The organism is Spongorhabdus nitratireducens (assembly GCA_947387575.1).
Lineage (GTDB): Bacteria > Pseudomonadota > Gammaproteobacteria > Pseudomonadales > Endozoicomonadaceae > CANDOC01.
In genome coordinates, this window is record CANDOC010000007.1 from 273,511 (window position 1) to 298,332 (window position 24,822).

Consider the following 24,822-nt stretch of genomic DNA (forward strand, 5'->3'; position numbering starts at 1 on the left):
GTCCGTGCCACCCCAAAACACTCGCACCAAGCGTAGTTGGTTTATTCCATCCCGCCAGTTTTTAATTCACTAAAGTTCTATAGCGGCTGATCTACCGCAGAAAATGCGGGTATAATCCCTTCCGACCAACAATTTACCCTTAGCTTTATGCTGCAACGCTGTAGCACCCGAGGTAAAACAGTGACTCACCAGACAAAACCTGATGTCAGCACCTTTCAGGGCATGATCCTTGCCCTGCAGCAGTACTGGGCCCGCCAGGGCTGCGTAATTCTGCAACCACTTGATATGGAAGTGGGTGCGGGAACCTTCCATCCTGCCACTTTCCTGCGCGCTATCGGCCCGGAGAAGTGGAGTGCTGCCTATGTTCAGCCCAGCCGTCGTCCTACTGACGGCCGCTATGGCGAAAACCCCAACCGCCTGCAGCACTACTATCAGTATCAGGTTGTCATGAAGCCGTCTCCGGACAACATTCAGGAACTGTACCTCGGCTCCCTGAGCGAACTGGGTGTTGACACTTCTGTTCACGATATCCGCTTTGTTGAAGACAACTGGGAATCCCCGACTCTGGGCGCCTGGGGTCTTGGCTGGGAAGTCTGGCTGAATGGTATGGAAGTGACCCAGTTCACTTATTTCCAGCAGGCAGGCGGCATTGAATGCTTCCCGGTGACCGGTGAGATCACCTACGGTCTGGAGCGTCTCGCGATGTACATTCAGGGCGTAGACAGCGTTTACGACCTGATCTGGACCAAAGGCCCGCAGGGCACTGTCACTTACGGCGATGTATTCCTGCAGAACGAAGTTGAAATGTCTACTTTCAACTTTGAAAAAGCTGATACTGAAGAACTGTTCCGCCAGTTTAACTTCTTTGAAGCTGAAGCCCAGCGTCTGGTTGAAGACAAACTGCCGCTGCCGGCTTATGAATACACACTAAAAGCGTCGCATACTTTCAACCTGCTGGATGCCCGTCACGCAATCTCTGTAACCGAGCGTCAGCGCTTTATTTTGCGGGTAAGAACCCTGGCCCGTGGTGTTGCCCAAGCTTATTTCGACTCCCGTAAGGAAGCCGGTTTCCCGCTGGCAGATGACGATATTCGTAAACAGGTAATGGCCCAGCTGGCTCAGGAGGAAAAGTGATGTCCAAGCAGGATTTTCTGATTGAGCTGGGTACCGAAGAACTGCCACCAAAGGCGCTGGCTTCCCTCAGCAAAGCCTTTGCTGACGGCATTCTGAACGGCCTGAAAGAGTCCGGCCTGGCTTTTGCCGGCAGTGAAATGTTTGCCAGCCCCCGTCGTATGGCAGTACTGATTCGTGAACTGGAAACCGCTCAGAAAGATCAGTCTGTCGAGCGTAAAGGTCCTGCGCTGCAGGCTGCTTTTGATGCCGAAGGTAAACCGACCCGTGCGGCTGAAGGTTTTGCCCGCTCCAATGGTGTCACCGTTGACCAGCTGGAAAAGCTGGAAAGCGGCAAGGGCGCCTGGCTGGTATTCCGCTCCGTACGTGAAGGTCAGCAAACGGCAGCACTGCTGCCGGGTCTGGTTGAACAGTCTCTGGCCAAGCTGCCTATTCCCAAGCGTATGCGCTGGGGTAACCGTCGTGACGAATTCGTGCGTCCGGTTAAATGGCTGGTAATGCTGCAGGGTTCTGAAGTCATTCCATGCAATATCATGGGTCTGGAAGCTGGCCGTACTACCCGCGGTCACCGCATTCACTGCAGTGAAGACCTGACGATCGACAGCCCGGTACAATACGCCGAGCTGCTGCGTGAGAAGGGTTATGTTATTGCCGACCAGAGCCAGCGCAAGCAGGTGATTCGTGATCAGCTGGCAGCGATGGAAGCTGAAATCAGCGGTAACATCATTATTGATGAAGACCTGCTGAACGAAGTATCTGCCCTGGTTGAATGGCCGGTAGCTCTGGCTGGTAAGTTTGACGAAGCCTTCCTGGAAGTTCCGGCTGAATCCCTGATCTCTTCCATGAAAGAACACCAGAAGTACTTCCACGCTGTGGATGCTGAAGGCAAACTGCTACCGCGCTTTATCACCATTGCCAATATCGAAAGTACCGATCCGCAACAGGTGATTTCCGGTAATGAAAAGGTTATCAGCCCGCGTCTGGCCGATGCTCGCTTCTTCTTTGAAACTGACAAGAAAACGACGCTGGACGCTCAACGCGAACGCCTGAAATCTGTCGTATTCCAAAACAAACTGGGAACAGTTTACGACAAGACCGAGCGTATGGCTGCTCTGGCTGCCGCTATTGCTGAACAGCTGAACAGCGACGCTGAAATGGCAGCCCGTGCTGCAACCCTGAGTAAAGCGGATCTGGTTTCCGAAATGGTACTGGAATTCCCGGAACTGCAGGGCATTATGGGCCAGTACTATGCACGTCACGAAGGCGCTGCAGAAGATGTTGCCCAGGCTCAGAACGAACAGTATATGCCGCGTTTTGCCGGTGACCAGCTGCCGACAACCATGACCGGTTGCGCTGTAGCTCTGGCCGACAAGCTGGATACCCTGGTGGGTATTTTCGGTATCAAGCAGCCGCCAAGTGGCAGCAAGGATCCGTTTGCCCTGCGTCGTGCCACTCTGGGTATTCTGCGTATTCTGGTTGAAAAGAAGCTGAACCTGGATCTGGAACAGCTGGTTCGCATCGCCTACAAGGGCTACATCGACAGCGGTGTAGAGCTGCCGGCAGCAGAAGAAGAACTGGTACAGCAGGTTGTAGACTTCATGCTCGACCGTTTCCGTGCCAGTTATCAGGATCAGGGTATTCCGGCTGAAGTGTTCCTGGCGGTACGTGCTCTGCGTCCGACCAGCGCACTGGATTTTGACGCCCGGGTTAATGCTGTGGATAACTTCCGCACTCTGGCCGAAGCCGATGCTCTTGCTGCTGCCAACAAGCGGGTTGCCAATATTCTGGCGAAGAGCGACAAGCCAGCTGACGCTGAAGTTAACACCGGTTTGCTGCAGGAAGCTGCCGAGAAGGCACTGGCAGAAGCCATTTCTGTCCGCGTAGCGGAAGTTCAGCCTCTGCTAGCCACTCATGACTACCGTCAGGTGCTTGAGTCTCTGACAGCGCTGAAAGAGCCTGTGGATACCTTCTTTGACGACGTTATGGTGAATGCTGACGACCTGGCCGTTCGTGCCAACCGTCTGGCATTGCTGCAACAGCTGCGAAACCTGTTCCTGCAAGTAGCGGATATCTCTCTGCTGCAGAAAGCCTGATAGGTAGTAGAGTAGCATCGTAAAAAGGAGAGCTCATGCTCTCCTTTTTTTTGCCTGTATAACAGCAATTGAACCAAAGCTGTTTATGCTGTTCGTAGTTTACAGGTACAGAATCAAGCAGGTGGATAGCCTTCAGGCACAGAAACCTATCCAAAACCAAACAAGTACGGTAGTTTTACTTTTGCGGTAAACCTGCCCGGGCTTACCAGAATTAATAGAGATGCAAAGAGACTTTATGAAGCTGGTCATTCTCGATCGTGACGGTGTGATCAATCAGGACTCTGATAATTACGTTAAGTCTGCTGCCGAATGGATTCCTCTTCCCGGCAGCATTGAAGCCATGGCCCGCCTGAGCCGGGCAGGTTATCAGGTAGCTATTGCCACCAACCAGTCCGGGTTGGGCAGGGGACTGTTCCCGGCTACAGCACTGACAGAAATGCACAACAAGATGAAAACCCTTGTTACAAAGGCCGGTGGTAGAATCGATGCGCTGGTCTGGTGCCCCCATACCCCGGACGACCAGTGCGACTGTCGCAAGCCCGCCCCGGGACTGATCTACCAGATAGAGCAACACCTTGGCCTGTCCGCCAAAAATGCATGGATTGTCGGGGATTCCCTGCGTGATTTGGAAGCCGGCATTGCAGCCGGCTGTAAACCCGTTCTGGTGAAAACCGGAAAAGGGCTGCGAATGCTGGAAAAAAACAGCGAATCTCTTAACGCGCCGGTATTTGATGATCTGGCCCAATTCGTTGACCAGCTACTTCAAACCGAAATTTCAGAGTAAAGGTTTCCAAGAGTTTAAAATGGCAACGGCATTACCTTTTATCAGGACGATAGCTTTTTATTTAACGCTGATCTTGTGGACTATTCTCTGGGCCGGGTTCAGCACTCTGGTAATTGGCTTTCTGCCGTTGCGGCTGCGTCATGGCTTTGCCGTCAGAACCTGGAACCGGATGGCGCTCTGGCTGTGTAAAATCATCTGCGGTATTCGCTGGGAAGTGATCGGGAAAGAGAATATTCCGCAAAAACCCTGTGTGATTGTCAGCAATCACCAGAGCACTTGGGAAACCTTTGTCCTGCAGACTCTGTTTTCTCCACAGAGTCAGGTGCTGAAAAAATCCCTGCTTTCCATTCCTTTCTTTGGTTGGGCATTGGCACTGACCAAACCCATTGCTATTGATCGTTCCAACAAGCGGGCTGCACTGCAGCAGGTCATCAAGGATGGCGGAGACCGGATCAAACAGGGGTTATGGGTTTTGATCTTTCCGGAAGGTACCCGCTGTCCTCATGGCAAGCCTGGTAAATTTTCCCGGAGTGGGGCGGTTATGGCCTGTAACAGTGGTGCTGATGTGATTCCGGTGGCTCATAATGCCGGTACTTGCTGGGTACATGGTGAATGGCTGAAACGTCCCGGCACCATTCGGGTAGAGATCGGAAAGCCTATTTCTACCGAGGGAAAAAGCCACAGTGAAGTGCAGCAGGAAAGTAGTCAGTGGATTCTTGACCGCCTGAGTCAGATGTAAACGCCACATATAAACGACAAAGTAAAAATAAAAAGGCCAGCAAATTGCTGGCCTTTTTATTACGCGATCACGGACGTTTATTATACATCCAGATTCGCCACGTTCAGGGCATTATCTTCAATAAAGGCTCGACGAGGTTCAACGTGGTCACCCATCAGAGTGTTGAAGATCTGGTCAGCAGCAATTGCATCTTCAACCCGGACCTTGAGCATGCGGCGACCATCAGGATCCATAGTCGTTTCCCAGAGCTGCTCCGGGTTCATCTCACCCAGTCCCTTATAGCGCTGGATGTAATGACGCTTGGTGGACTCGCGCATCAGCCATTCCAGTCCCTGCTCAAATGAATCAACCGACTGCTGGCGCTCACCTTTCTGAATCCAGGCACCTTCTTCAACCAGCCCCTGCAGCTGTCCACCCAGAGCAGCAATATGCTGATAGTCAGAAGACTCGAAGAAATCAGAACCAATCAGGTAGTCAGTCGGAACACCGTGCTGGACTACAGTCATTTTCGGAACCCATACCTGATGCTCACGATCTTCCTTTGCAACGACTTCTGCTCTGGCACCGGACGGTAGCTTGGACATCACTGCCTGCTGCAGCTTGCCTGCCCACTCGGCCATGGCACTTTCATCTTTCAGCATATCAGCATTGACTGCGGGCAGATAAACCATGCTCTTCAGGGCTTCGGTAGAGTAGAGACGGGACATCCGGTCAACAATGGATTCAACCTTGCGGAAGCCCTTCACCAGTTTTTCCAGACCTTCCCCGGAAATACCCGGTGCGTCAGGGCCGGTATGCAGACTGGCATTTTCCAGTGCCGCAGAGGTCAGATATTCCTGCAGGGCAGGATCATCTTTGAGGTACTGCTCATGCTTGCCCTTTTTGATTTTATACAACGGCGGCTGAGCAATATAAACATGGCCACGCTCTATAATTTCAGGCATTTGACGGAAGAAAAACGTCAACAGCAGAGTACGAATATGGGAACCGTCCACATCCGCATCAGTCATGATGATGATGTTGTGGTAACGCAGCTTTTCAATATTAAACTCTTCACGGCCAATACCACAGCCCAGAGCCGTAATCAGGGTGCCGACTTCTGCTGAGGACAGCATCTTGTCAAAGCGTGCCTTTTCCACGTTCAGGATTTTACCTTTCAGTGGCAGAATGGCCTGAGTCTTTCGGTTACGTCCCTGCTTGGCAGAACCACCCGCAGAGTCACCCTCCACAATATACAGTTCGGACAGGGCAGGATCTTTTTCCTGACAGTCCGCCAGCTTGCCCGGCAGACCAGCGATATCCAGAGCACCTTTACGACGGGTCATTTCCCGTGCCTTACGAGCTGCTTCACGAGCCCGTGCTGCATCCAGCATCTTGCCAACAATCGCCTTGGCTTCCTGTGGGCGTTCCAGCAGGTAGTCAGTCAGATACTTGGCCATCTCCTGTTCTACCGCGGTTTTTACCTCGGAAGAAACCAGTTTGTCCTTGGTCTGGGAGGAGAATTTTGGATCCGGCACCTTAACCGAAATAATCGCCGTCAGACCTTCACGGGCATCGTCGCCGGTAGTGGAAACCTTCTGCTTTTTACCCAGACCTTCGCGCTCGATATAAGCATTCAGACCACGGGTCAGTGCTGCACGGAAGCCCGCCAGGTGAGTACCACCATCACGCTGGGGAATATTGTTGGTAAAGCAGAAGATATTTTCCTGGAAACTGTCATTCCACTGCAGGGAAACCTCAACACCGACGCCGTCTTCACGGCTATTGGTATTGAAGTGGAACACATTGTTCACAGGGTTCTTGTTCTGGTTCAGGTACTCGATAAAAGCCTGCAAGCCACCTTCATACTCGAAACGCTCCTCTTTGCCACTGCGCTCATCTTTCAGCACAATGCAGACACCGGAGTTCAGGAAGGCCAGTTCACGCAGGCGCTTGGCCAGCAGATCAAAGCTGAACTGGATATTGCTGAAGGTTTCTTCAGACGGGATGAAGTGGATTTCTGTACCGCTGGATTCGGTTTCACCGATCACTTTCAGCGGCTCTTTCGGTACACCGTGGAGGTAAATCTGTTGGTGTACTTTACCGGCACGACGTACAGTCAGCTTCAGTTCGCTGGACAGTGCGTTTACTACAGAGACACCCACACCGTGCAAACCGCCGGATACCTTGTAGGTGTTATCATCGAACTTACCGCCTGCATGCAGTACGGTCATGATAACTTCAGCAGCAGAGACGCCTTCTTCTTCATGAATATCAACCGGAATACCCCGTCCGTTATCACGTACGGAAACAGATTCATCCGGATGGATAATCACCTGAATCTCGGAACAGAATCCCGCCAGCGCCTCATCGATTGAGTTATCAACGATCTCAAACACCATGTGATGCAGGCCGGTGCCGTCGTCCGTATCACCTATATACATGCCGGGGCGCTTGCGCACGGCATCCAGACCTTTAAGCACCTTGATATTCGATGCGTCGTAACTCTGCTCACTCATCATTAAATCTCCGTTAGACCGGCTAGCTGTCATCAGGGTCTGATGCCCGGTAATTATCCTGTTACATCAAACCTGGCAGTTAGCCAGTGTTTGGATTTCGTCATATTCCATGACATTCCCGTGTTCCACGTGAAACAGTTTGGCGGGACCGGCGCCAACAAAATCAGCCAGTGATTCACGCTCAACACAGGTAATGAAAACCTGGAAGTCCAGATCTCTCAGTAATTCACAGACCAGCCGACGGTGGGTTTTATCCAACTCTGACGGCAAGTCATCAATCAGGTAAATACAGGGGCGTTTGCTTTCTTCAGTGAAAAAAGCCCCCTGAGCAATTTTTAGTGCCGATACCACAAGCTTCTGCTGCCCTCGCGACAGATAGTCTGCCGCATTAGCCCGTCCTATTTTGACCCGCAGATCGGCTCTTTGCGGTCCATATTGGGTGAACCCCTGCGCTATATCGCGATCCACGCTGGCAGCCAGTACTTCGCTGAAGTCGGCGGATCTATCCCAGCCCCGGTAATATGACAGGCTGATATCAGGTACATCGAGTATCTTGGCTAAAACGGATTCCCACACGGGAATAAAGCGTGCGATATAGTCGGCGCGATAGTTATCGACAAGATGGGAGGCAGAAATAAATTCAGCGTCCCAGACAGAAAGTTGCGATCTGTCTATATTACCACGGCGCAGCAACGTATTCCGCTGTTTCAGCGCCCTTTGCATGCGCTTCCAGGCAATATGAAAGCCTTGTTCCACGTGGAACACACCCCAGTCGAGAAACTGTCGCCGCAGCTTCGGAGCACCGTCCAGTAATGAAAACGTAGAAGGTGTAATCAACTGCAAAGGCACTAGCTCGGCCAGCTCATGTAACCCTGAGGGCGTTGAACCATTGATATGAACCCGCAGTTCAGCCTCTGTTCCACGTGAAACACCCACAGAGTATAGACCGCTACGATTATCAACCTTTGCAAAAACTGTGCACTGAGAGTGGTCATGCTGGATCACCGGCTTGATCCGGTGACTGCGAAAAGAGCGGGCCAACCCCATCAGGTGAATCGCTTCCAGCACACTGCTTTTGCCACTGCCGTTCTCACCAAATAGTAAATTGATCCCCTTAACCGGCTGCAGTTCAACGGCCCCGAGATTTCTGAGCGAAGTTATTTTAAGGGTTTGGATGGTCATGTTTTCTTTTTAATCCTGGCCAGGGGCTGACCAGCGGGTATGGTGGTGCATTCAGCCCTGAAAAAAATATGCCTGTCAGCAGGGACAGGCATATAGAGGTATTAAGCAGGACATGCTTGCAATCAGAGACGCATCGGCATAATGACGTAGACAGAGTCGCCCTTGTCATCCGCTTCCTCAACCAGCGCACTGCTGTTGGGATCAGACAGGGTCATCTTGATAGCATCACCGGACAGAACAGACAGTACATCCATCAGGTAATTGACGTTAAAGCCAATCTCCAGACTGCTACCGGCGTAATCAATGCTCAGTTCTTCTTCTGCTTCTTCCTGCTCCGGGTTATTGGCAATAACCTGCAGAGTGCCATCCGTCAGCATCATGCGAATACCGCGATACTTTTCATTCGACAGGATGGATGCACGCTGGAAGGCCTGGCGCAGCAGGTTACGATCACCGATCAGGATCTTGTCACCACCACGCGGGAATACGCGCTCGTAGTCAGGGAACTTGCCGTCCACCAGCTTGGAAGTAAACAGGAAATCACCGGTGCGGGCACGGATATGGTGCGCGCCAAGAGTGATATTGGCCATCTCGCCACCTTCGGTCAGCAGACGAGCCAGCTCAAGAATACCTTTACGTGGAACAATCACCTGGTGACGTTCCTGCTGGCTGATATCGGCTTCAACGGTACACATTGCCAGACGGTGGCCATCAGTAGCTACAGCGCGCAGAGCATTGCTGGAGACTTCCAGCAGCATACCGTTCAGGTAGTATCGAACGTCCTGCTGAGCCATGGCAAAGCCGGTACGATCAATCAGGCGGCGCAGGCGAGACTGTTCCACGGCGAAAGTAATGGAACCGGCTTCTTCTTCAATATTCGGAAACTCGGAAGCGGGCAGGGTAGACAGGGTAAACCGGGATTTTCCGGAACGCAGCACCGCACGCTGATCCTCAGCGGTAAATTCCAGTGTGGCTTCTTCCGGCAGGGATTTACAGATGTCCATCAGCTTGCGAGCAGGAACGGTAATCTCGCCGCTTTCATGAACCTCGTCCAGTTTAACAGTACCTACCAGCTCGACCTCGAGATCGGTACCGGTCATGGACAGCTGATCACCATCAACCACCATCAAAACATTGGACAGGACTGGCAAGGTTTGCCGACGTTCCACAACACCTGCCACCAGCTGTAATGGTTTCAGCAAGGCTTCGCGGTTTATGGTGAATTTCATGATTTTCCTTTCTCTCGCCAAATGTAATTCAAGTCGTCAAAACCAGCACCCAACTTCTTACCTGGAATACTGCTTCCTTTATATAGGCATACATCAGGGCAGTCGATCCCGGCCTGACTCAGCTGGTGAGCAACCTTTGCAGATTACTGTAATCTTCACGAATCTCACTGTCGGATTCAATCAATTCCTTAACTTTCCGACAGGCATGCAATACGGTGGTATGGTCCCGGCCCCCATAAGCATCGCCAATCTCCGGCAAGCTATGACTGGTCAGTTCTTTTGACAGGGCCATCGCAACCTGCCGGGGACGTGCAACAGAACGACTCCGGCGTTTTGATAAAATATCAGAAATTTTGATCTTATAATATTCCGCTACCGTACGCTGGATATTGTCGATGCTGACCTGCTTGTCCTGCAGCGCCAACAGGTCTTTCAACGACTCACGAATCAGTCCGATATCAATCGGTCGACCCATAAAGCGGGCACTGGCGATTACTCGTTTCAGGGCACCTTCCAATTCACGCACATTGGAGCGAATACGCTGGGCAATAAAGAAGGCTGCATCGTGGGGCAGATCAATTTTTACCTGCTCTGCTTTCTTCATCAGAATCGCCACCCGGGTTTCCAGCTCCGGCGGTTCTACCGCAACCGTCAGACCCCAGCCGAAACGGGATTTCAGTCGCTCTTCCAGCCCCTTGATCTCTTTCGGATAGCGGTCGCAGGTCAAAATCATCTGCTGACCACCTTCAAGCAAGGCGTTAAAAGTATGAAAGAACTCTTCCTGAGAGCGTTCCTTGCCTGCAAAGAACTGAATGTCGTCTATTAACAGGGCATCAACAGAACGGTAGTAACGTTTGAAATCATTGATCGCATTCAACTGCAGCGCCTTGACCATATCTGCAACAAAACGTTCCGAATGCAGATACACGACACGTGCATTTTTATTCTGCTTCACCAGATAGTTGCCTACTGCATGCATCAAGTGCGTCTTACCTAGACCAACACCGCCGTATAAAAATAATGGGTTATAAGCAGCCCCGGGGTTCTCTGCAATCTGTCGTGCAGCTGCGACAGCAAGCTGGTTTGACTTACCTTCTACAAATGATTCAAAGGTAAAACCATCATTCAGTGCACTGTTGTGTTTGATCCCGCCTTCCACATCAATCTGACGTGCTGGCTGGATAATGGGAGAACTACTTTCCGGAGTGTTCTTTTTGAACGGATTTTTCAGTGGTGCCGCTTTAGCCTGAGTGGTCCCACCCTGATCTGCAGTATGGGCCTGAATTACAGCGGAAATATCTTCCGGCATCAGATCATGAGCCGATGTCTTCGGATTCGGTTGATGCAATGCTGGTAACTGAGCCTCTGCAGGGTTCAGCATATCATCAGTCAGCAACCTATCAGACACTTGTTGCTTTTCTGCCGGGCGGGTTTCTGCAGGAGAAAGCAGACTCGCAGTATTACCCTGTACCGCCAGTGATACCTCAGGTTGCTGCAGAGTCTGCGGTTTCGGCTCCTGTCTCGCAGTTTGAGCCAGTGGATTTTGTAACCGAATACCACCCGCAGAAGATCCAGCCTGTTCGGGTCCACCCATTACAGGCATTCCACTGCCATGAACACTTTCTGCAGCACCACCGGCTTCTGTTTGATCGTCAAACTCAAACCGGGACTGCATTCTTGCCGCAGTAGCTGTACCCGGTGCGGTCAGTTCTGCCGCTGCTGCAGGTTGATGAGCTGCAACAACCTGCTCTCTTGGCGCTTCAGCAACTTTAGGCTGGTTAAAGGGGTTGGTTAATGTTGCTGCCGGTTTTACGGCGGCTGCAACTTCACTGGTATCTGCGATTGCACCAGTATCCGGTTTACTGCCAAACAGATCAGCAGCAGGTTTGGTAAACCGTGATTCACGACGACGGTTCGTTGTTGATGAACGGCTGGTCTTTTTGCGGCCAAATTTCGGACGGCGGGAGCTGACCGCCAGCGCCAGTGCTGGAGGCTCACCGCCGGACAACTCATCCAGCAACTCTTCAATACGAGGCAGGTACTTCTCCTTGACCCAGTCCAGAACGAAACGGTTAGGTGCAAGCAGGCACAGGTCCTGATCGTCACCCATAACCTTGAGAGGACGTACCCAGGTGTTGAACTGTTGTGAAGGCAGTTCATCCTGAAGTAGTTCCGTACATTTATGCCAGATATCCAGTGGCACAGGAGCACTCCGCTGTTCGCTGTGGATAAGTAATCAAAAGAGAGGTATGCAGCAGATTCTACCGGTACGGACGGAAGTTATCCACACCTTTAAAAACAATCCACAGGCAGACTCTCTGGGTATAATTACTTATGTTTCAGATAGTTATGTTTTTTATTGTGTTATACACATATCCGAAGACAACCAGTGGAAAAGAATAGCCACTGTGGATAACGTCGTGGAAAAACTGTTCGGGTAGCAGTGTATGAAATGTCAATAAATCCAAGAAAATTTTTATTCTTATTTTTATCCCCACTTATCCACTGCTGAAATAACAACTTTCCAACAGTTAATAAGGTAAATATAGACAAGGTTATTCAATCCTGCAGACGAATAGCAGAGCGGCTGGAAGGCTGTTATCCACAGAAAGGGGGCTTACTAATAAAAATAACTTCAATAAGAAAAGATATATAAAAAGATATGTGTATATTTTTTCTCTACTTTATTAACAACAAAGCAGGACGAAAGTTTTGAATAATTGGAAAGCAAAAAATCTAAAACCTGAAAATGAAGAAATTGTGAATTAACAAACTCATTTGTACTGGTTGTTGAAATAAAACACAGGCAGGAAAGAAGTGCAGGGATCAAAATTCAGGCAATCACCAGAGAATGAATTCAGACAGGTGTGGATATATTGACACTTTGATCAACAGCGCCAAGCATTCGACACACTCTGATGACAGAATCAAAAGTGAATACTGTACAAAGGGAATATGGGCAGATGACAACAGAGAATATTCAGACCGTTATTCACATTGGCCTAATCACCTAATCTGGTCAGACATTGATCTCAAACTGTATCTATACACAGCTATCGGTTATCAACAACCGGATACTCCAAAGCAATGCTTATACCTGTTTACCTGTGAATAACAGCTATGATATTGCTGCTCTCCCCCACCAGAAGCCTGTCCAACTTGAAAGCGACCCTCATAAAAAGCGCCCAAAGCCAGCCTGGAAGTGCAAACAGAGCTACCCTGATAACCCCGAATAATAAGGGCTGAGAGCGAAAAGTGGTTATAAAATCACCAATCAAATTGACGCTCGAAATACAATTCCTTAGAATTACCGCCTTTTTGGCAAGCTAGAAATTTCAGGTATCTGAAACATGAAAAGAACTTTTCAACCAAGCGTACTAAAGCGTAAGCGTGACCACGGTTTCCGTGCCCGTATGGCAACCAAGAGTGGCCGTGACCTGATCAAGCGTCGTCGTGCCAAGGGTCGCAAGCGCCTGACTGCTTAATAGCTGTCAGGTTCTGCCGACCCGTCCGGATATTACCCGGGTTCAGCAATTCGATACGCAAGCAACTGAAGGCTTAGCTAATCCCTACCTTCCCCGATAGCTTGCCGATGTTTTCAGGTATTACGTTCACAGTGCACCTGTTCGGTTACTGTGGAATGTTGTCGTTACCTGCAGGCCCATGTGGCCTGATATGGGTAGCGCGTAGTGGATTCAGGGCTGTTTCGCTGTAATGTCCGGATATGGGTTCGGTCGTCGTCTGCGACTACTGAAAGCGGCTGATTTTCAGCGCGTCTTTCAGCGGGCGACTTATAAGTCTTCTCACCGCCAGATTCTGGTGCTGGCCAGGCCGGCAGTAGGGGATCACCCCAGGCTGGGGCTGGTAATCGCCAAGAAAAATATTCGTCTGGCTGTCGATCGCAACCGGGTCAAACGTTTGATCAGGGAAAGCTTTCGTCACAGGCAACATGAACTGGGGGCGATAGATTTTGTGGTACTGGCCCGACGTGGACTCGACGAGCTGGATAACACAGCTATTCAGCAATTGCTGGAAAAGCAGTGGCGCCGGATTATCAAACAATCCACAAAGCAGCCATCGCTCAACGAAAAATAGTTCAACGAAAATCTGTATTCAGCCCCTCGTGGCCACCCGGTTTTCGTCTAATAAAACGTTGAGTTTCCTAACTCACCTCAAACGAACGGGTGACATGCCATGAAAAGGCTGCTCCTGCTTCTGATCCGCTTTTACAGCTACGCAATCAGCCCGCTGCTGGGCAAAAATTGCCGTTTTTACCCAAGCTGTTCCTCTTATGCTCACCAGGCCCTTGAAGAATATGGACTTCTGAAAGGTGGCAAGCTCGCGTTTTTGCGTATAATGCGTTGTCACCCTTGGCACCCCGGTGGCTTCGACCCTGTTCCCGGTAGCAATAACAAGCACCCTTCAGCGTGTGTAGCCGGCCAGGAAAAAACTTCACTCAGTAAAGATTGTACAACGGCCCGTTAATCATGGATTTGCAAAGAACGCTCTTGATTGGCGCGCTGGTGCTTGTTGGAGTTCTCACGCTCCAGCAATGGCAGGAAGACTATCACCAGCGTGAACCTGTACCCGTATCCCAGACACTTCGTCAGGCTGATCCGGTCATTGAAGTCGGTAATGCTACCGATGCTCCCTCCGTGCAAAGCAGCACCGGTATTATTGATGACAGTTCTGCCGCCGTGCGGGAGCAGCTGGTAAACATCACTACCGATGCCCTGCAACTGCAAATCGATACCCGCGGTGGTGATATCGTATTTGCAGCCCTGCCAAAGTATCCACAGGTGAAGGGCAGCCCTGAACCTTTCGTGATTCTGCAGGATAATGCCCAGCGCAACTTTATCGCCCAGAGTGGTCTGGCCGGAGCCAATGGCCCGGATAGCCGTGGCCGTCCGGTATACGCTGTGGACAAAACCAGCTTTGAACTGGCCGAAGGCCAGCAGCAGCTGGTTGTTGACCTGAAGCTGAACGATAACGGCGTTGATATTATCAAGCGCTACACTCTGCAGCGCGGTTCCTACGAAGTGCGAGTTGATTATGTGATCAACAACACCACTGACAAAACCTGGCAGGCTAACTTCTATGCCCAGCTGAAGCGCGACAACAGCGAAGACCCAAGCAAGCAGCAGGGTTCCAGCATGGGTGGCGTCAGCACTTACCTGGGTGCTGCGGTTCGCAGCAGCGAAAAGCCATACCTGAAGCTGCCGTTTGACGAGTTCAGCAAATCCCAGTTCAAGGACACTGTGGAAGGCGGTTATGCTGCAGTGCTGCAGCACTACTTCGTGACTGCCTGGGTACCGACCCAGAACGAACAGCATACCTATACAACCCGCAATGCCTCTGATGGTAACCACATCGTCGGCTTCTACGACAGCGCGGTACGGGTTCAGCCTGACCAGTCTGTTGAAACCGGGGCTGTATTGTACGTTGGTCCGAAGGCTCAGAAAGATCTGGGACAACTGGCCGAAGGTCTGGAGCTGACAGTAGACTACGGCTGGTTGTGGTTTATTTCCCAGCCGCTGTTCTGGCTGCTGCAGACCATCCACGCGCTGATCGGTAACTGGGGCTGGAGTATCATCCTGCTGACCGTACTGGTGAAGGGTGCCTTCTTCCCGCTGTCTGCTGCCAGCTACCGTTCCATGGCCAAGATGCGCAAGCTGACTCCGAAGATTCAGAACCTGAAAGAGCAGTACGGCGACGACCGCCAGAAGATGTCTCAGGCGATGATGGAGCTGTACAAGAAAGAGAAAGTGAACCCGATGGGTGGCTGTCTGCCGATTCTGGTACAGATGCCGGTATTCATCGCACTTTACTGGGTACTGCTGGAGTCTGTTGAACTGCGTCAGGCACCGTGGATGGGCTGGATTACCGATCTGTCCCAGATGGACCCGTACTTCATCCTGCCGCTGATCATGGGTGCTTCCATGTTCGTTCAGCAGCTGCTGAACCCGACACCTCCGGATCCGACCCAGGCCAAGGTGATGAAACTGATGCCGGTTATCTTCACTGTATTCTTCCTGTGGTTCCCGGCTGGTCTGGTACTGTACTGGGTAGTTAACAATCTGCTGTCCATTCTGCAGCAGTGGATTATTACCCGTCAGATTGAAGCCGATCCGAACGCTTGAAGCTGACCTGTAGGGTTTGTTCCTGAACCCGAATATCACAGAAAAGGCGTGGCGAAAGTCACGCCTTTTCTGTATCTGGTATCCTTCCCCTCACTTTTTGATTCTGCTGAAGCCTGATCATGCTGATAAGTCGTGTGATTGACTGTCAGATATTTTTTGAATCAGGTTTTTTAATAAATTTAACGATAGTAAGTACTTGCATATGTCTGAGCTGTCAGCCCTCTCCAAAGACACCATTACTGCTGTTGCTACTCCGCCAGGCCGGGGTGGAGTCGGTATTGTGCGGGTCTCAGGGCCTGCTGTAGCGCAAATAGCGGACGCCATTATTGCGACACCCCTCAAACCCCGATATGCGCATCACGGGCCGTTTATGGGCGAGGACGGTGAAATAATCGATGAAGGGCTGGCGTTGTTCTTCAAAGGCCCTCACTCGTTCACAGGTGAAGACGTACTGGAGCTTCAGGGACATGGTGGCCCGGTTATCATGGATCGGCTGCTAAAACGCGTCACGGGCCTTGGAGCACGTCTGGCGCGCCCGGGCGAATTCAGTGAGCGGGCTTTTCTTAATGACAAACTCGATCTGGCTCAGGCGGAAGCTATTTCGGATCTTATCGAAAGTACTTCAGAACAGGCTGCGCGCAATGCAGTGCGGACGCTGCAGGGTGCATTCTCGAAGCGGGTACATGAATTGACTGAAGCGCTGATCCGGCTGCGAATCTACGTTGAATCCGCTATCGACTTCCCTGAGGAAGAAATTGATTTCCTGGCTGATGGGCAGGTTGAGCGCGATCTGCAGCAGGTTATCGACAATCTGGAGCAGGTTTTTCAGGAAGCACATCAGGGCGCGATTATGCGTGATGGTATGACCGTGGTAATTGCCGGCCGCCCCAATGCTGGCAAATCCAGCCTGCTTAATGCGCTGGCCGGACGGGATACTGCGATTGTGACTGATATTGCCGGTACCACCCGGGATGTACTGCGCGAACATATTCACATTGACGGCATGCCGCTGCATATCATCGATACGGCAGGCCTGCGGGACAGTGATGACTATGTAGAGCAAATTGGTGTTTCCCGCGCATTTGACGAAATAAGCCAGGCTGACCGGGTATTGCTTATGGTCGATGCGACTACAACGGATTCTGAAGACCCTCACACCATCTGGCCGGAGTTTGTCGATAAACTGCCAGCCGGTGAAAAAATCACTGTTATTCGCAACAAGATTGACCTGAATGATGAAACTGCAGCCATTGCTGAAAACGATGATCTGGCTGTGATCAGGCTTTCAGCTGACAGTGGTGCCGGCGTTGATTTGCTGCGCCAGCATCTCAAGTCCTGCATGGGTTTCAGCAGTACCGTGGAGGGCTCCTTCAGTGCCCGCAGACGTCATATCGAAGCACTGGAACAGGCCAGAAAGTATCTTCTGACCGGACAGGAGCAGTTGCTGGGTTCCAGTGCTGGAGAACTGTTAGCTGAAGATTTACGACTGGCACAACAGTCTCTGGGTGAAATTACCGGTGAGTTCAGCAGTGATGATTTGCTGGGCAGAATTTTCACTTCATTCTGTATTGGCAAGTAATCCACAGCTTTTCCAGTATTGAATGTGGATTAAGTCTAAATACCGCTAACTTAAGGAAAAAAGTTATCCCTTGTGGATAGCCTTTACCATCAAGGCCTGCAGCATGACTGCGGGCTTTTTTTCACCTGTTTGGAACAGCTTATACACAGCATACCCACGTTATTACACACTATTCACGCCTTATTCACCTGTTATCCACTAGGACATTCACACTATATGGAACATTCACACCAAGTTGTTATCAACTTGTGTGAACCTTGTTGATCCCTTGTGTGAAGCCGGTGTACAGAAAATGGGTGTGGGTAAGGCGGTGGAAAACGGGGGGATAAGCATTTGTGCATAGGTTTGTGGATGAAATAACTTATCCACTTCTGGCAACAGGATAAGCACCGTTTCCTCACGGTTTAGTGACAGGGTTATTCAATATCTACCTATATGATTTATAAGAAAAAAAAGTGCTTACCCACACAAACTGTCAACAAGTACCAGAAAAATCAGGGCGCAAACGCAGGTCAGTTGTGGACTGTGGAAGAAACTGTGTGAAAAACCGAGTGGTGAATTTTTAGCCAGTCGAATCCACTGCCGGTATACTACGCGCCCGAATTCTTCGAATAAGCTATTGAAAGCCAGAGGTAAAGAGTCGCTGTGGATTATCCTGGACGATTTGACGTAATTGTTATTGGTGGTGGTCATGCCGGTACCGAGGCTGCACTGGCCGCAGCCCGCATGGGCGTCAAAACCCTGTTGCTGACCCACAATATTGATACTCTGGGACAAATGTCATGCAATCCGGCCATTGGCGGGATTGGCAAAAGCCATCTGGTAAAAGAGATTGATGCGCTGGGTGGTGTTATGGCCCGGGCAACCGATCATGCCGGTATCCAGTTTCGCACTCTCAATGCCCGCAAGGGACCTGCTGTACGAGCGACCCGGGCCCAGACTGACCGTGCGCTGTATAAAGCCTATGTGCGTGAAACACTGGAAAACCAGCCTAACCTGTGGATATTCCAACAGGCTGTGGATGACCTGATCGTCGAAGGTGAGCAGGTTCGTGGTGTGGTCACTGCTATGGGGCTCAAGTTCCACGCCAACAGTGTGGTTTTGACCGCAGGAACCTTCCTTGGCGGTCATATTCATATTGGTCTGCAAAACTATCCTGGCGGCCGTGCCGGAGACCAGCCTGCGATTGCTCTGGCACACCGACTGCGCGAAATGCCTTTCCGGGTTGAACGCCTGAAAACCGGTACTCCGGCACGTATTGATGCCCGCAGTGTCGATTTCTCCGTGATGGAACAGCAGCCGGGTGATACCCCGACACCGGTGATGTCCTATCTGGGCAGTCAGGATGAACATCCGCAGCAGGTAAGCTGTTTTATTACTCATACCAACGAACGTACCCACGATATTATTCGTGGTGGACTGGACCGTTCACCGATGTACACCGGTGTGATTGAAGGTGTGGGCCCCCGCTACTGTCCTTCCATCGAAGACAAAATCATGCGTTTCGCCGACAAGAATTCACACCAGATTTTTGTCGAGCCGGAAGGTCTGACGACACATGAACTGTATCCCAACGGCATCTCTACCAGCTTGCCGTTTGATGTGCAGATTGAGCTGGTTCGTTCTATCAAGGGCTTTGAAAACGCGCATATCACACGACCGGGTTATGCTATTGAGTATGACTTCTTTGACCCGCGCGACCTGAAATATTCTCTGGAAACCCGCTTTGTTAACGGCCTGTTCTTTGCCGGTCAGATCAACGGTACCACCGGTTATGAAGAAGCTGGTGCACAGGGTCTGCTGGCGGGTATGAACGCTGCTCTGCAAGCACTGGACAAGGACGCATGGTGTCCTCGCCGTGATGAAGCTTATATTGGTGTTCTGGCGGATGATCTGATCACCAACGGTACCCAGGAACCCTACCGAATGTTCACCAGCCGGGCAGAATACCGCCTGATTCTGCGGGAAGATAATGCCGACCTGCGCCTGACTGAAAAGGGCCGTGAACTGGGCCTTGTAGACGACGAAAGATGGTCAGTTTTCTGTGCCAAACAGGAAGGTATCGAGCAGGAAGTCAAACGTCTAAGTACTACTTTTGTGCACCCGGGCACTGAACAGGCAGACAAGCTGCAGCCAAAACTGGATAACAAGTTGCAGCGTGAATACAGCCTGATGGAACTGATGAAGCGTCCCGAGCTGGGTTATGCCGATATTTGTGATGCAACAGGTGAAGTTCTGGATAACTCGACTTTGGTGGGCCGTCAGGTCGCAGAGCAGGTTGAAATCAAGGCCAAATATCAGGGCTATATCGACCGTCAGGCGGACGAAATTGAAAAACTGCGCCGTCATGAAGCAACCAAACTGCCGACAAACTTCGATTATGCTGCCATTACCAGCCTGTCTAATGAAGTCAGACAAAAGCTGATTGAAGCACAACCGGAAACACTGGGTAGAGCATCCCGTATTCCTGGTGTAACACCGGCTGCCATATCACTGCTTTTGATTCATTTGAAAAAGTGGGCGTAAGTCGTTTAAATAAAATTGTGAAAGCGTGATAGTTCTAACTATCACGCTTTTTTTATGTAAAAAATAAAGCTGTATTGTTTTTAATCTGTATAAATAGCTTTCTACCTTACAAGAAAAATTATTAAGGCAAAGAGCAATAAAGTTATCTTTTTATTATTAGAAAAATTTCAAAAATAAAATTTAGATCGCGAATTTTTGTCTACTCTTATATTTAGAACCAACGTTGCATTTAATGATATTTGTGTTTGCTCGTACTGCTACAAAAAGTATCTATAGATAGCATTTATAGAGAGCAGATCCAGAAATAATTTTAAAAGCAGCTACAGCAAGTCACAGAACTTTCAGAGATAAATACAAAAACACATTTTAAGTGGTGATTTAATTTTTGCTGTTAGCCCTTTTCGAGAAAACTGAATTATCTGTCCTTTTTTTACTGGGCTTTCTGAGCGTGTTTTGCTGACTTTTTTGCAGTGTATTTCCAGAGTTTTTTGTCTTTCCGGGTATTTTTCGCTTTTTGCTCCAATTTGGGGTGTTTTAGTCGATAAAACAAAAGTACCAATATCGTATTTCGTATGACTGCCAAGCTTTCTATTTTAAGGCTCTACTGATCGTTTTTTGATCACCACCTGATCATTATTTATACAATTTAATATTTTTAAAACCAATAAAACCATATTTGTATTTATGGTTTTATTGGTCTTGCCGTGGTCTTTTTGTTTGAGTCGACAAAGTAGATAACTCACTGTGCATCCCTTAAACTCGAGGCCAGTTTTTCCTTCCTCAAACCAATATTTGGGTAACCTTGCGTGAATAATCTGCAGAGCCAGCCAGTACTGGAGCAGCGGCTGCGTGCCGGTATTGCAGCAATGAAACTGGATTTATCAGAACAGGCTATTGCCGGACTGATGCAGTATCTGGAGCTGTTACAGAAGTGGAACAAGGCTTATAACCTGACGGCCATTCGTGATCCGGAAGAGATGGTGACCAAGCATCTGCTGGATAGCCTGAGTATTACCGGGTATATAAAGGAAGGACGTGTTCTGGATGTAGGTACTGGTCCGGGACTGCCCGGAATGATTCTGGCGATTGTGCGGCCCGATCTGAATTTCACCCTGCTTGACTGTAATGGCAAGAAAACCCGCTTTCTTACTCAGGTCAAGCTGACCCTTGGGCTGGATAATGTTACCGTGTTAAATGACCGGGTTGAGGCAAGACCTGCGTCCGAGCGCTACGACTGTATTACCTCCCGCGCATTCAGTGCACTGGAGGATATGATTGAGTGGACCGAGCATCTGCTGGACGAAAATGGATGCTGGTTGGCGATGAAAGGTGTTTATCCACAGGATGAGCTGGCCAAAGTGCATCAGCGCTGGCCTGACATCAAACTGGAAACCTGTGATGAGTTGAGGGTTCCGGATTGTGATGGAGAACGCCATCTGGTCATTCTTCGCCGCTGATTAATCATTGAGAGCAGCGCAGAGTTGCCTCTGTAAGCAGCCATGAGAGGACAAAAAAACCTGTCGAGAAATATCCAACAGGCAGGCTCATGGCACATCCATCATTCTGATCAGGTTACAGAACAAACGTGGCAAAAATCCTTGCAGTAACCAACCAGAAAGGGGGCGTGGGTAAAACAACAACCTGCGTCAATCTGGCAGCTTCACTGGTCGCGACCAAGCGTCGTGTATTGCTGGTTGATATGGATCCCCAGGGCAATGCCACTATGGGGAGCGGCATCGACAAGCATGCGCTGGAACGCTCGGTTTATGATGTGCTGACCAACCAGTGCACCATCAAAGATGCTATTTATCCAACCCCGGAAGCCGGATTTGATGTCTTACCATCAAATGCTGACCTGACGGCGGCTGAAGTCGAGCTGATGGAAATCGATGATCGCGAACATCAGCTGCAGAAGGCTTTAAAAAAGGTCGGGCGCATCTATGATTATGTGCTGATCGACTGCCCGCCTTCACTCAATATGCTGACCGTCAATGCCATGGTTGCAGCCGAAGGCGTAATTATTCCCATGCAGTGTGAATATTATGCACTGGAAGGTCTGACAGCATTGATGGAAACCATTAATGGTATCGCTTCATCCGTAAACCCCAAGCTGCATATTGAAGGTCTGCTGCGAACGATGTACGACCCACGTAACAGCCTGACCACCGAAGTATCCCGTGAACTGATTCACCACTTTGGTGACAAGGTTTATCGCACGGTGATTCCCCGTAATGTACGATTGGCAGAAGCCCCGAGTTTTGGCCGGCCGGTTTTGAAGCATGACCGACATTCCCGCGGTGCGATCGCCTATCTGGCGCTGGCTGGTGAATTGATCCGGCGACAGGAAAAGGCAGAGAAAAAACAGGCTAAGCCTGCAACTGCGAACGCAAGCTGATAACTGACATCATGGTAAAAAAACGCTTAGGCAAAGGACTCGGATCTCTGGTTGGAAGTGCCAAACTGGCAGCATCAGTTGATGAAGCTGTGGCACTGGTTTCGACCGAGCAGGCGAAAGTTGTTGCAGAAAAGTCTGCAACGGCAGATAAACCGGTTTCAGATAATGAACTGCAGCACCTGCCGGTAGAGTTTATTCAACGCGGCCAGTATCAGCCGCGTCGGGATATGCGACCGGAAGCACTGGAAGAGCTGGCTGACTCGATCCGTCGCCAGGGCGTGATGCAGCCCATTGTTGTTCGTCCAGTTTCTGCAGACCGTTATGAAATTATTGCCGGTGAACGGCGCTGGCGTGCAACCCAGCTCGCCGGGCTGGACTCTATTCCGGCGGTCATTCGTGATGTGCCGGATGAAACCGCAATTGCACTGGCGCTGATTGAAAATATCCAGCGGGAAGACCTTAACCCGATGGAAGAAGCGCTGGCGCTGGTCAGATTACAAAAGGAGTTTGAACTGACTCAGCAGCAGGTAGCAGAAGCTGTGGGCAAGTCCCGGGCAACGGTTGCCAACCTGATGCGCCTGACCAACCTGAAACAGGAAGTCCAGAAACTGCTGGAACATGGTGATCTGGAAATGGGCCATGCCCGTGCCCTGCTGTCACTGGATGCCGGCACTCAGCTGGAAGCGGCCCGAATGGTGGTTGCCAAGGCGCTGTCTGTACGTCAGACCGAAGCATTGGTCAGACGCCTGTTGCAGGAAAAGGAAAACAAAAAGAAAGGCACCAAACAGCGTGTTGATCCGAATATCCGCAAATTGCAGGATGACCTGTCAGACCGGGTCGGCGCTCAGGTATCCATTCAGCATACCGCTAAAGGCAAAGGCAAGCTGGTCATCAGCTACAACAGCTTGGATGAGCTGGATGGTGTATTGGAGCATATCAACTAAGCGTCTGGTGATTTCCTTCCTTTTACATCAGTAGTCGTTCTGCCCTAAGCTGAAAAGTGAGGGGCAGAAGCTGGTGATATTTCTCTCCTGCCCTGCTAAATACCATTCTGTATCTGTTTTTTAGTCTATCTTTTTGGACTGTAGTTTTTGCTTTGTAACCGCCCGACTGACTTTCGGCGGCAACCTAATAAATACAATTATCAGGATCAGCTTCTTTTAAAGGAGTTCGAGGTGCAGGACAAAACCGTCAGTGAAGAACAGAACCGGCCACATCATATTATTGTTGTTGGAGGTGGAGCCGGTGGCCTGGAACTTGTAACCCGGCTGGGGCGTAAAATGAAACATCACCGGAATAAATGCCGGGTGACGCTGGTTGATGCCAATATGACCCATATCTGGAAGCCGCTGCTGCATGAAGTCGCTTCCGGTGCTCTGAATTCCTTTGATGATGAGCTGAGCTATATGGCTCAGGCGCGCTGGAATAATTTCTCCTTTGTTCCTGGCCGTTTGGCTGGTATTAACCGTGATACCAAAACTATCCAGATAGAGCCCTCTCAAGATAAGAAAGGTAATCCAATCGGTACTGCCCGTGACCTAGCTTACGACACGCTGGTGATCTCGATAGGCAGCAAAACCAACGACTTTGGAACCAAAGGTGCAGCTGAGCACTGTCAGTTTCTGGATAGCCGTGAGCAGGCCGAACAGTTTCATGCCAGATTGCTGAGCCGGTATTTTCGGGCTCAAAGTGAGTCAGCAGAACAACAAAAACTGAGAATTGCCATTATCGGTGCCGGTGCTACCGGTGTAGAGCTGGCTGCAGAGCTGCGTCATGCCTCGGAAGAGTTAACCGAGTGGGGGCTGGATGCCATCACCGCAGATAATGTTGAAATTAACCTGATTGAAGGTGCCAACCGGGTTTTACCGGTGTTATCTGAGCGCATCAGTAACGGGGTTCAGCAGGAACTGCAAAAGATGAATATCCGTCTTCATCTGAACACTCTGGTTAGTCAGGTAACAGCTGAAGGGCTGGAAACTCATGGTGGAGAAGTGATTGAAGCAGACCTTAAAGTCTGGGCTGCCGGTATCAGGGCACCTTCTTTCCTGGCTGGCTTTGGCGGGTTGGAAACTAATCGTTTGAATCAGCTGCTGGTGAAGCCAACATTACAAACGACGATGGATGATAATATTTATGCCTTTGGTGACTGCGCCTCTTGCACGATAAAGGACAAAAAAGGCAATGACTTTACCGTGCCCCCCAGAGCTCAGGCTGCACACCAGCAGGCATCGCTATTGACAAAATCGCTTGCAAACCTGGTATTAAAAGGAAAAGAACCCAAAGCCTATTGTTATCGGGATTACGGTTCACTGGTTTCTCTTAGTAACCGTTCAGCAGTGGGTAACCTGATGGGCAGTCTGACCGGAAATATCAATATTGAGGGTAAGCTGGCGCGAATGTTTTATATCTCTCTTTATCGCATGCACCAGCTTACTTTATATGGAAAGCGTCGTACGGCTTTTTTGTTGCTCAGGGATTTGCTTGAGCGTTCGACACAACCCAGGTTAAAGCTGCATTAAACCACAT

The 24,822-nt window shown here is 50.2% G+C and carries 18 protein-coding genes and 1 pseudogene; 14 read left to right on the forward strand and 5 right to left on the reverse strand.

What is annotated here, in order from left to right; all coding sequences use genetic code 11:
- Positions 1–147: 147 nt before the first annotated feature.
- From glyQ to ACYZZ0_RS14640, 4 genes are all read left to right on the forward strand, one after another.
- Positions 148–1,134, forward strand: a complete 987-nt coding sequence (gene glyQ, locus ACYZZ0_RS14625) for a glycine--tRNA ligase subunit alpha (protein WP_461537376.1) — start codon at positions 148–150, stop codon at positions 1,132–1,134.
- Positions 1,134–3,224, forward strand: coding sequence for a glycine--tRNA ligase subunit beta (gene glyS, locus ACYZZ0_RS14630; protein WP_461537377.1), 2,091 nt, complete (start codon positions 1,134–1,136; stop codon positions 3,222–3,224). The genes glyQ and glyS overlap by 1 nt, the downstream gene beginning before the upstream one ends.
- 235 nt (positions 3,225–3,459) lie before the next feature.
- On the forward strand, positions 3,460–4,008 hold the full coding sequence (gene gmhB / locus ACYZZ0_RS14635; RefSeq protein WP_461537378.1) for a D-glycero-beta-D-manno-heptose 1,7-bisphosphate 7-phosphatase: 549 nt from the start codon (positions 3,460–3,462) through the stop codon (positions 4,006–4,008).
- Positions 4,009–4,027: 19 nt separating this feature from the next.
- The gene (locus tag ACYZZ0_RS14640; RefSeq protein ID WP_461537379.1) at positions 4,028–4,747 is read left to right on the forward strand and encodes a lysophospholipid acyltransferase family protein; all 720 of its coding nucleotides are present in this window, start codon (positions 4,028–4,030) and stop codon (positions 4,745–4,747) included.
- An 80-nt stretch (positions 4,748–4,827) separates the two neighbouring features.
- Here the strand turns inward: ACYZZ0_RS14640 and gyrB are convergent, their stop codons facing one another.
- The 5 genes and pseudogenes from gyrB to ACYZZ0_RS14665 all read right to left on the reverse strand — a co-directional run.
- Positions 4,828–7,245 (reverse strand): DNA topoisomerase (ATP-hydrolyzing) subunit B, encoded by a 2,418-nt coding sequence (gene gyrB / locus ACYZZ0_RS14645; protein WP_461537418.1) that lies wholly within the window; start codon positions 7,243–7,245, stop codon positions 4,828–4,830.
- Positions 7,246–7,311: 66 nt separating this feature from the next.
- Complete coding sequence (gene recF, locus ACYZZ0_RS14650; RefSeq protein WP_461537380.1) at positions 7,312–8,427, reverse strand: DNA replication/repair protein RecF; 1,116 nt, start codon at positions 8,425–8,427, stop codon at positions 7,312–7,314.
- 122 nt (positions 8,428–8,549) lie between these two features.
- Positions 8,550–9,656 (reverse strand): DNA polymerase III subunit beta, encoded by a 1,107-nt coding sequence (gene dnaN, locus ACYZZ0_RS14655; protein WP_461537381.1) that lies wholly within the window; start codon positions 9,654–9,656, stop codon positions 8,550–8,552.
- Between the two features lie 118 nt (positions 9,657–9,774).
- On the reverse strand, positions 9,775–11,259 hold the full coding sequence (gene dnaA / locus ACYZZ0_RS14660) for a chromosomal replication initiator protein DnaA (RefSeq protein ID WP_461537419.1): 1,485 nt from the start codon (positions 11,257–11,259) through the stop codon (positions 9,775–9,777).
- A gap of 468 nt (positions 11,260–11,727) precedes the next feature.
- Positions 11,728–11,859 (reverse strand): annotated as a pseudogene (locus tag ACYZZ0_RS14665) (DnaA N-terminal domain-containing protein); the annotation flags it as partial.
- Positions 11,860–13,006: 1,147 nt separating this feature from the next.
- On the opposite strand from ACYZZ0_RS14665, the gene rpmH reads away from it, so the two are divergent.
- The 10 genes from rpmH to ACYZZ0_RS14715 all read left to right on the forward strand — a co-directional run bounded on the left by rpmH (position 13,007) and on the right by ACYZZ0_RS14715 (position 24,815).
- Positions 13,007–13,141 (forward strand): 50S ribosomal protein L34, encoded by a 135-nt coding sequence (gene rpmH / locus ACYZZ0_RS14670; protein WP_461537382.1) that lies wholly within the window; start codon positions 13,007–13,009, stop codon positions 13,139–13,141.
- A gap of 229 nt (positions 13,142–13,370) precedes the next feature.
- Entirely contained in the window at positions 13,371–13,751 is a 381-nt protein-coding gene (rnpA, locus tag ACYZZ0_RS14675) for a ribonuclease P protein component (protein ID WP_461537383.1), read from the forward strand.
- 99 nt (positions 13,752–13,850) lie between these two features.
- Positions 13,851–14,141: a membrane protein insertion efficiency factor YidD gene (gene yidD, locus ACYZZ0_RS14680; protein ID WP_461537384.1), complete on the forward strand. Its 291-nt coding sequence runs from the start codon at positions 13,851–13,853 to the stop codon at positions 14,139–14,141.
- Between the two features lie 2 nt (positions 14,142–14,143).
- Positions 14,144–15,796, forward strand: coding sequence for a membrane protein insertase YidC (gene yidC / locus ACYZZ0_RS14685; RefSeq protein WP_461537385.1), 1,653 nt, complete (start codon positions 14,144–14,146; stop codon positions 15,794–15,796).
- A gap of 202 nt (positions 15,797–15,998) precedes the next feature.
- A complete protein-coding gene (mnmE, locus tag ACYZZ0_RS14690) occupies positions 15,999–17,375 on the forward strand; it encodes a tRNA uridine-5-carboxymethylaminomethyl(34) synthesis GTPase MnmE (RefSeq protein WP_461537386.1) in 1,377 nt (458 codons plus the stop codon).
- Between the two features lie 645 nt (positions 17,376–18,020).
- Positions 18,021–19,901 carry a tRNA uridine-5-carboxymethylaminomethyl(34) synthesis enzyme MnmG gene (gene mnmG, locus ACYZZ0_RS14695; protein ID WP_461537387.1) on the forward strand — a complete coding sequence of 627 codons (1,881 nt, stop codon included), beginning with the start codon at positions 18,021–18,023 and terminating at the stop codon, positions 19,899–19,901.
- Between the two features lie 806 nt (positions 19,902–20,707).
- Positions 20,708–21,358 carry a 16S rRNA (guanine(527)-N(7))-methyltransferase RsmG gene (gene rsmG, locus ACYZZ0_RS14700; protein ID WP_461537388.1) on the forward strand — a complete coding sequence of 217 codons (651 nt, stop codon included), beginning with the start codon at positions 20,708–20,710 and terminating at the stop codon, positions 21,356–21,358.
- Between the two features lie 128 nt (positions 21,359–21,486).
- The gene (locus tag ACYZZ0_RS14705) at positions 21,487–22,296 is read left to right on the forward strand and encodes a ParA family protein (protein ID WP_461537389.1); all 810 of its coding nucleotides are present in this window, start codon (positions 21,487–21,489) and stop codon (positions 22,294–22,296) included.
- Between the two features lie 11 nt (positions 22,297–22,307).
- Positions 22,308–23,240 (forward strand): ParB/RepB/Spo0J family partition protein, encoded by a 933-nt coding sequence (locus tag ACYZZ0_RS14710; RefSeq protein WP_461537390.1) that lies wholly within the window; start codon positions 22,308–22,310, stop codon positions 23,238–23,240.
- A 231-nt stretch (positions 23,241–23,471) separates the two neighbouring features.
- Positions 23,472–24,815: an NAD(P)/FAD-dependent oxidoreductase gene (locus ACYZZ0_RS14715; protein WP_461537391.1), complete on the forward strand. Its 1,344-nt coding sequence runs from the start codon at positions 23,472–23,474 to the stop codon at positions 24,813–24,815.
- The last annotated feature ends 7 nt before the right edge of the window (positions 24,816–24,822 follow it).

Bases quoted from the DNA above. Each gene is read 5' to 3' on its own strand.
- glyQ (WP_461537376.1), top strand. From the start codon at position 148: ATGCTGCAACGCTGTAGCACCCGAGGTAAAACAGTGACTCACCAGACA.
- glyS (WP_461537377.1), top strand. From the start codon at position 1,134: ATGTCCAAGCAGGATTTTCTGATTGAGCTGGGTACCGAAGAACTGCCA.
- gmhB (WP_461537378.1), top strand. From the start codon at position 3,460: ATGAAGCTGGTCATTCTCGATCGTGACGGTGTGATCAATCAGGACTCT.
- ACYZZ0_RS14640 (WP_461537379.1), top strand. From the start codon at position 4,028: ATGGCAACGGCATTACCTTTTATCAGGACGATAGCTTTTTATTTAACG.
- gyrB (WP_461537418.1), bottom strand. From the start codon at position 7,245: ATGAGTGAGCAGAGTTACGACGCATCGAATATCAAGGTGCTTAAAGGT.
- recF (WP_461537380.1), bottom strand. From the start codon at position 8,427: ATGACCATCCAAACCCTTAAAATAACTTCGCTCAGAAATCTCGGGGCC.
- dnaN (WP_461537381.1), bottom strand. From the start codon at position 9,656: ATGAAATTCACCATAAACCGCGAAGCCTTGCTGAAACCATTACAGCTG.
- dnaA (WP_461537419.1), bottom strand. From the start codon at position 11,259: ATGCCTGTAATGGGTGGACCCGAACAGGCTGGATCTTCTGCGGGTGGT.
- rpmH (WP_461537382.1), top strand. From the start codon at position 13,007: ATGAAAAGAACTTTTCAACCAAGCGTACTAAAGCGTAAGCGTGACCAC.
- rnpA (WP_461537383.1), top strand. From the start codon at position 13,371: ATGTCCGGATATGGGTTCGGTCGTCGTCTGCGACTACTGAAAGCGGCT.
- yidD (WP_461537384.1), top strand. From the start codon at position 13,851: ATGAAAAGGCTGCTCCTGCTTCTGATCCGCTTTTACAGCTACGCAATC.
- yidC (WP_461537385.1), top strand. From the start codon at position 14,144: ATGGATTTGCAAAGAACGCTCTTGATTGGCGCGCTGGTGCTTGTTGGA.
- mnmE (WP_461537386.1), top strand. From the start codon at position 15,999: ATGTCTGAGCTGTCAGCCCTCTCCAAAGACACCATTACTGCTGTTGCT.
- ACYZZ0_RS14710 (WP_461537390.1), top strand. From the start codon at position 22,308: ATGGTAAAAAAACGCTTAGGCAAAGGACTCGGATCTCTGGTTGGAAGT.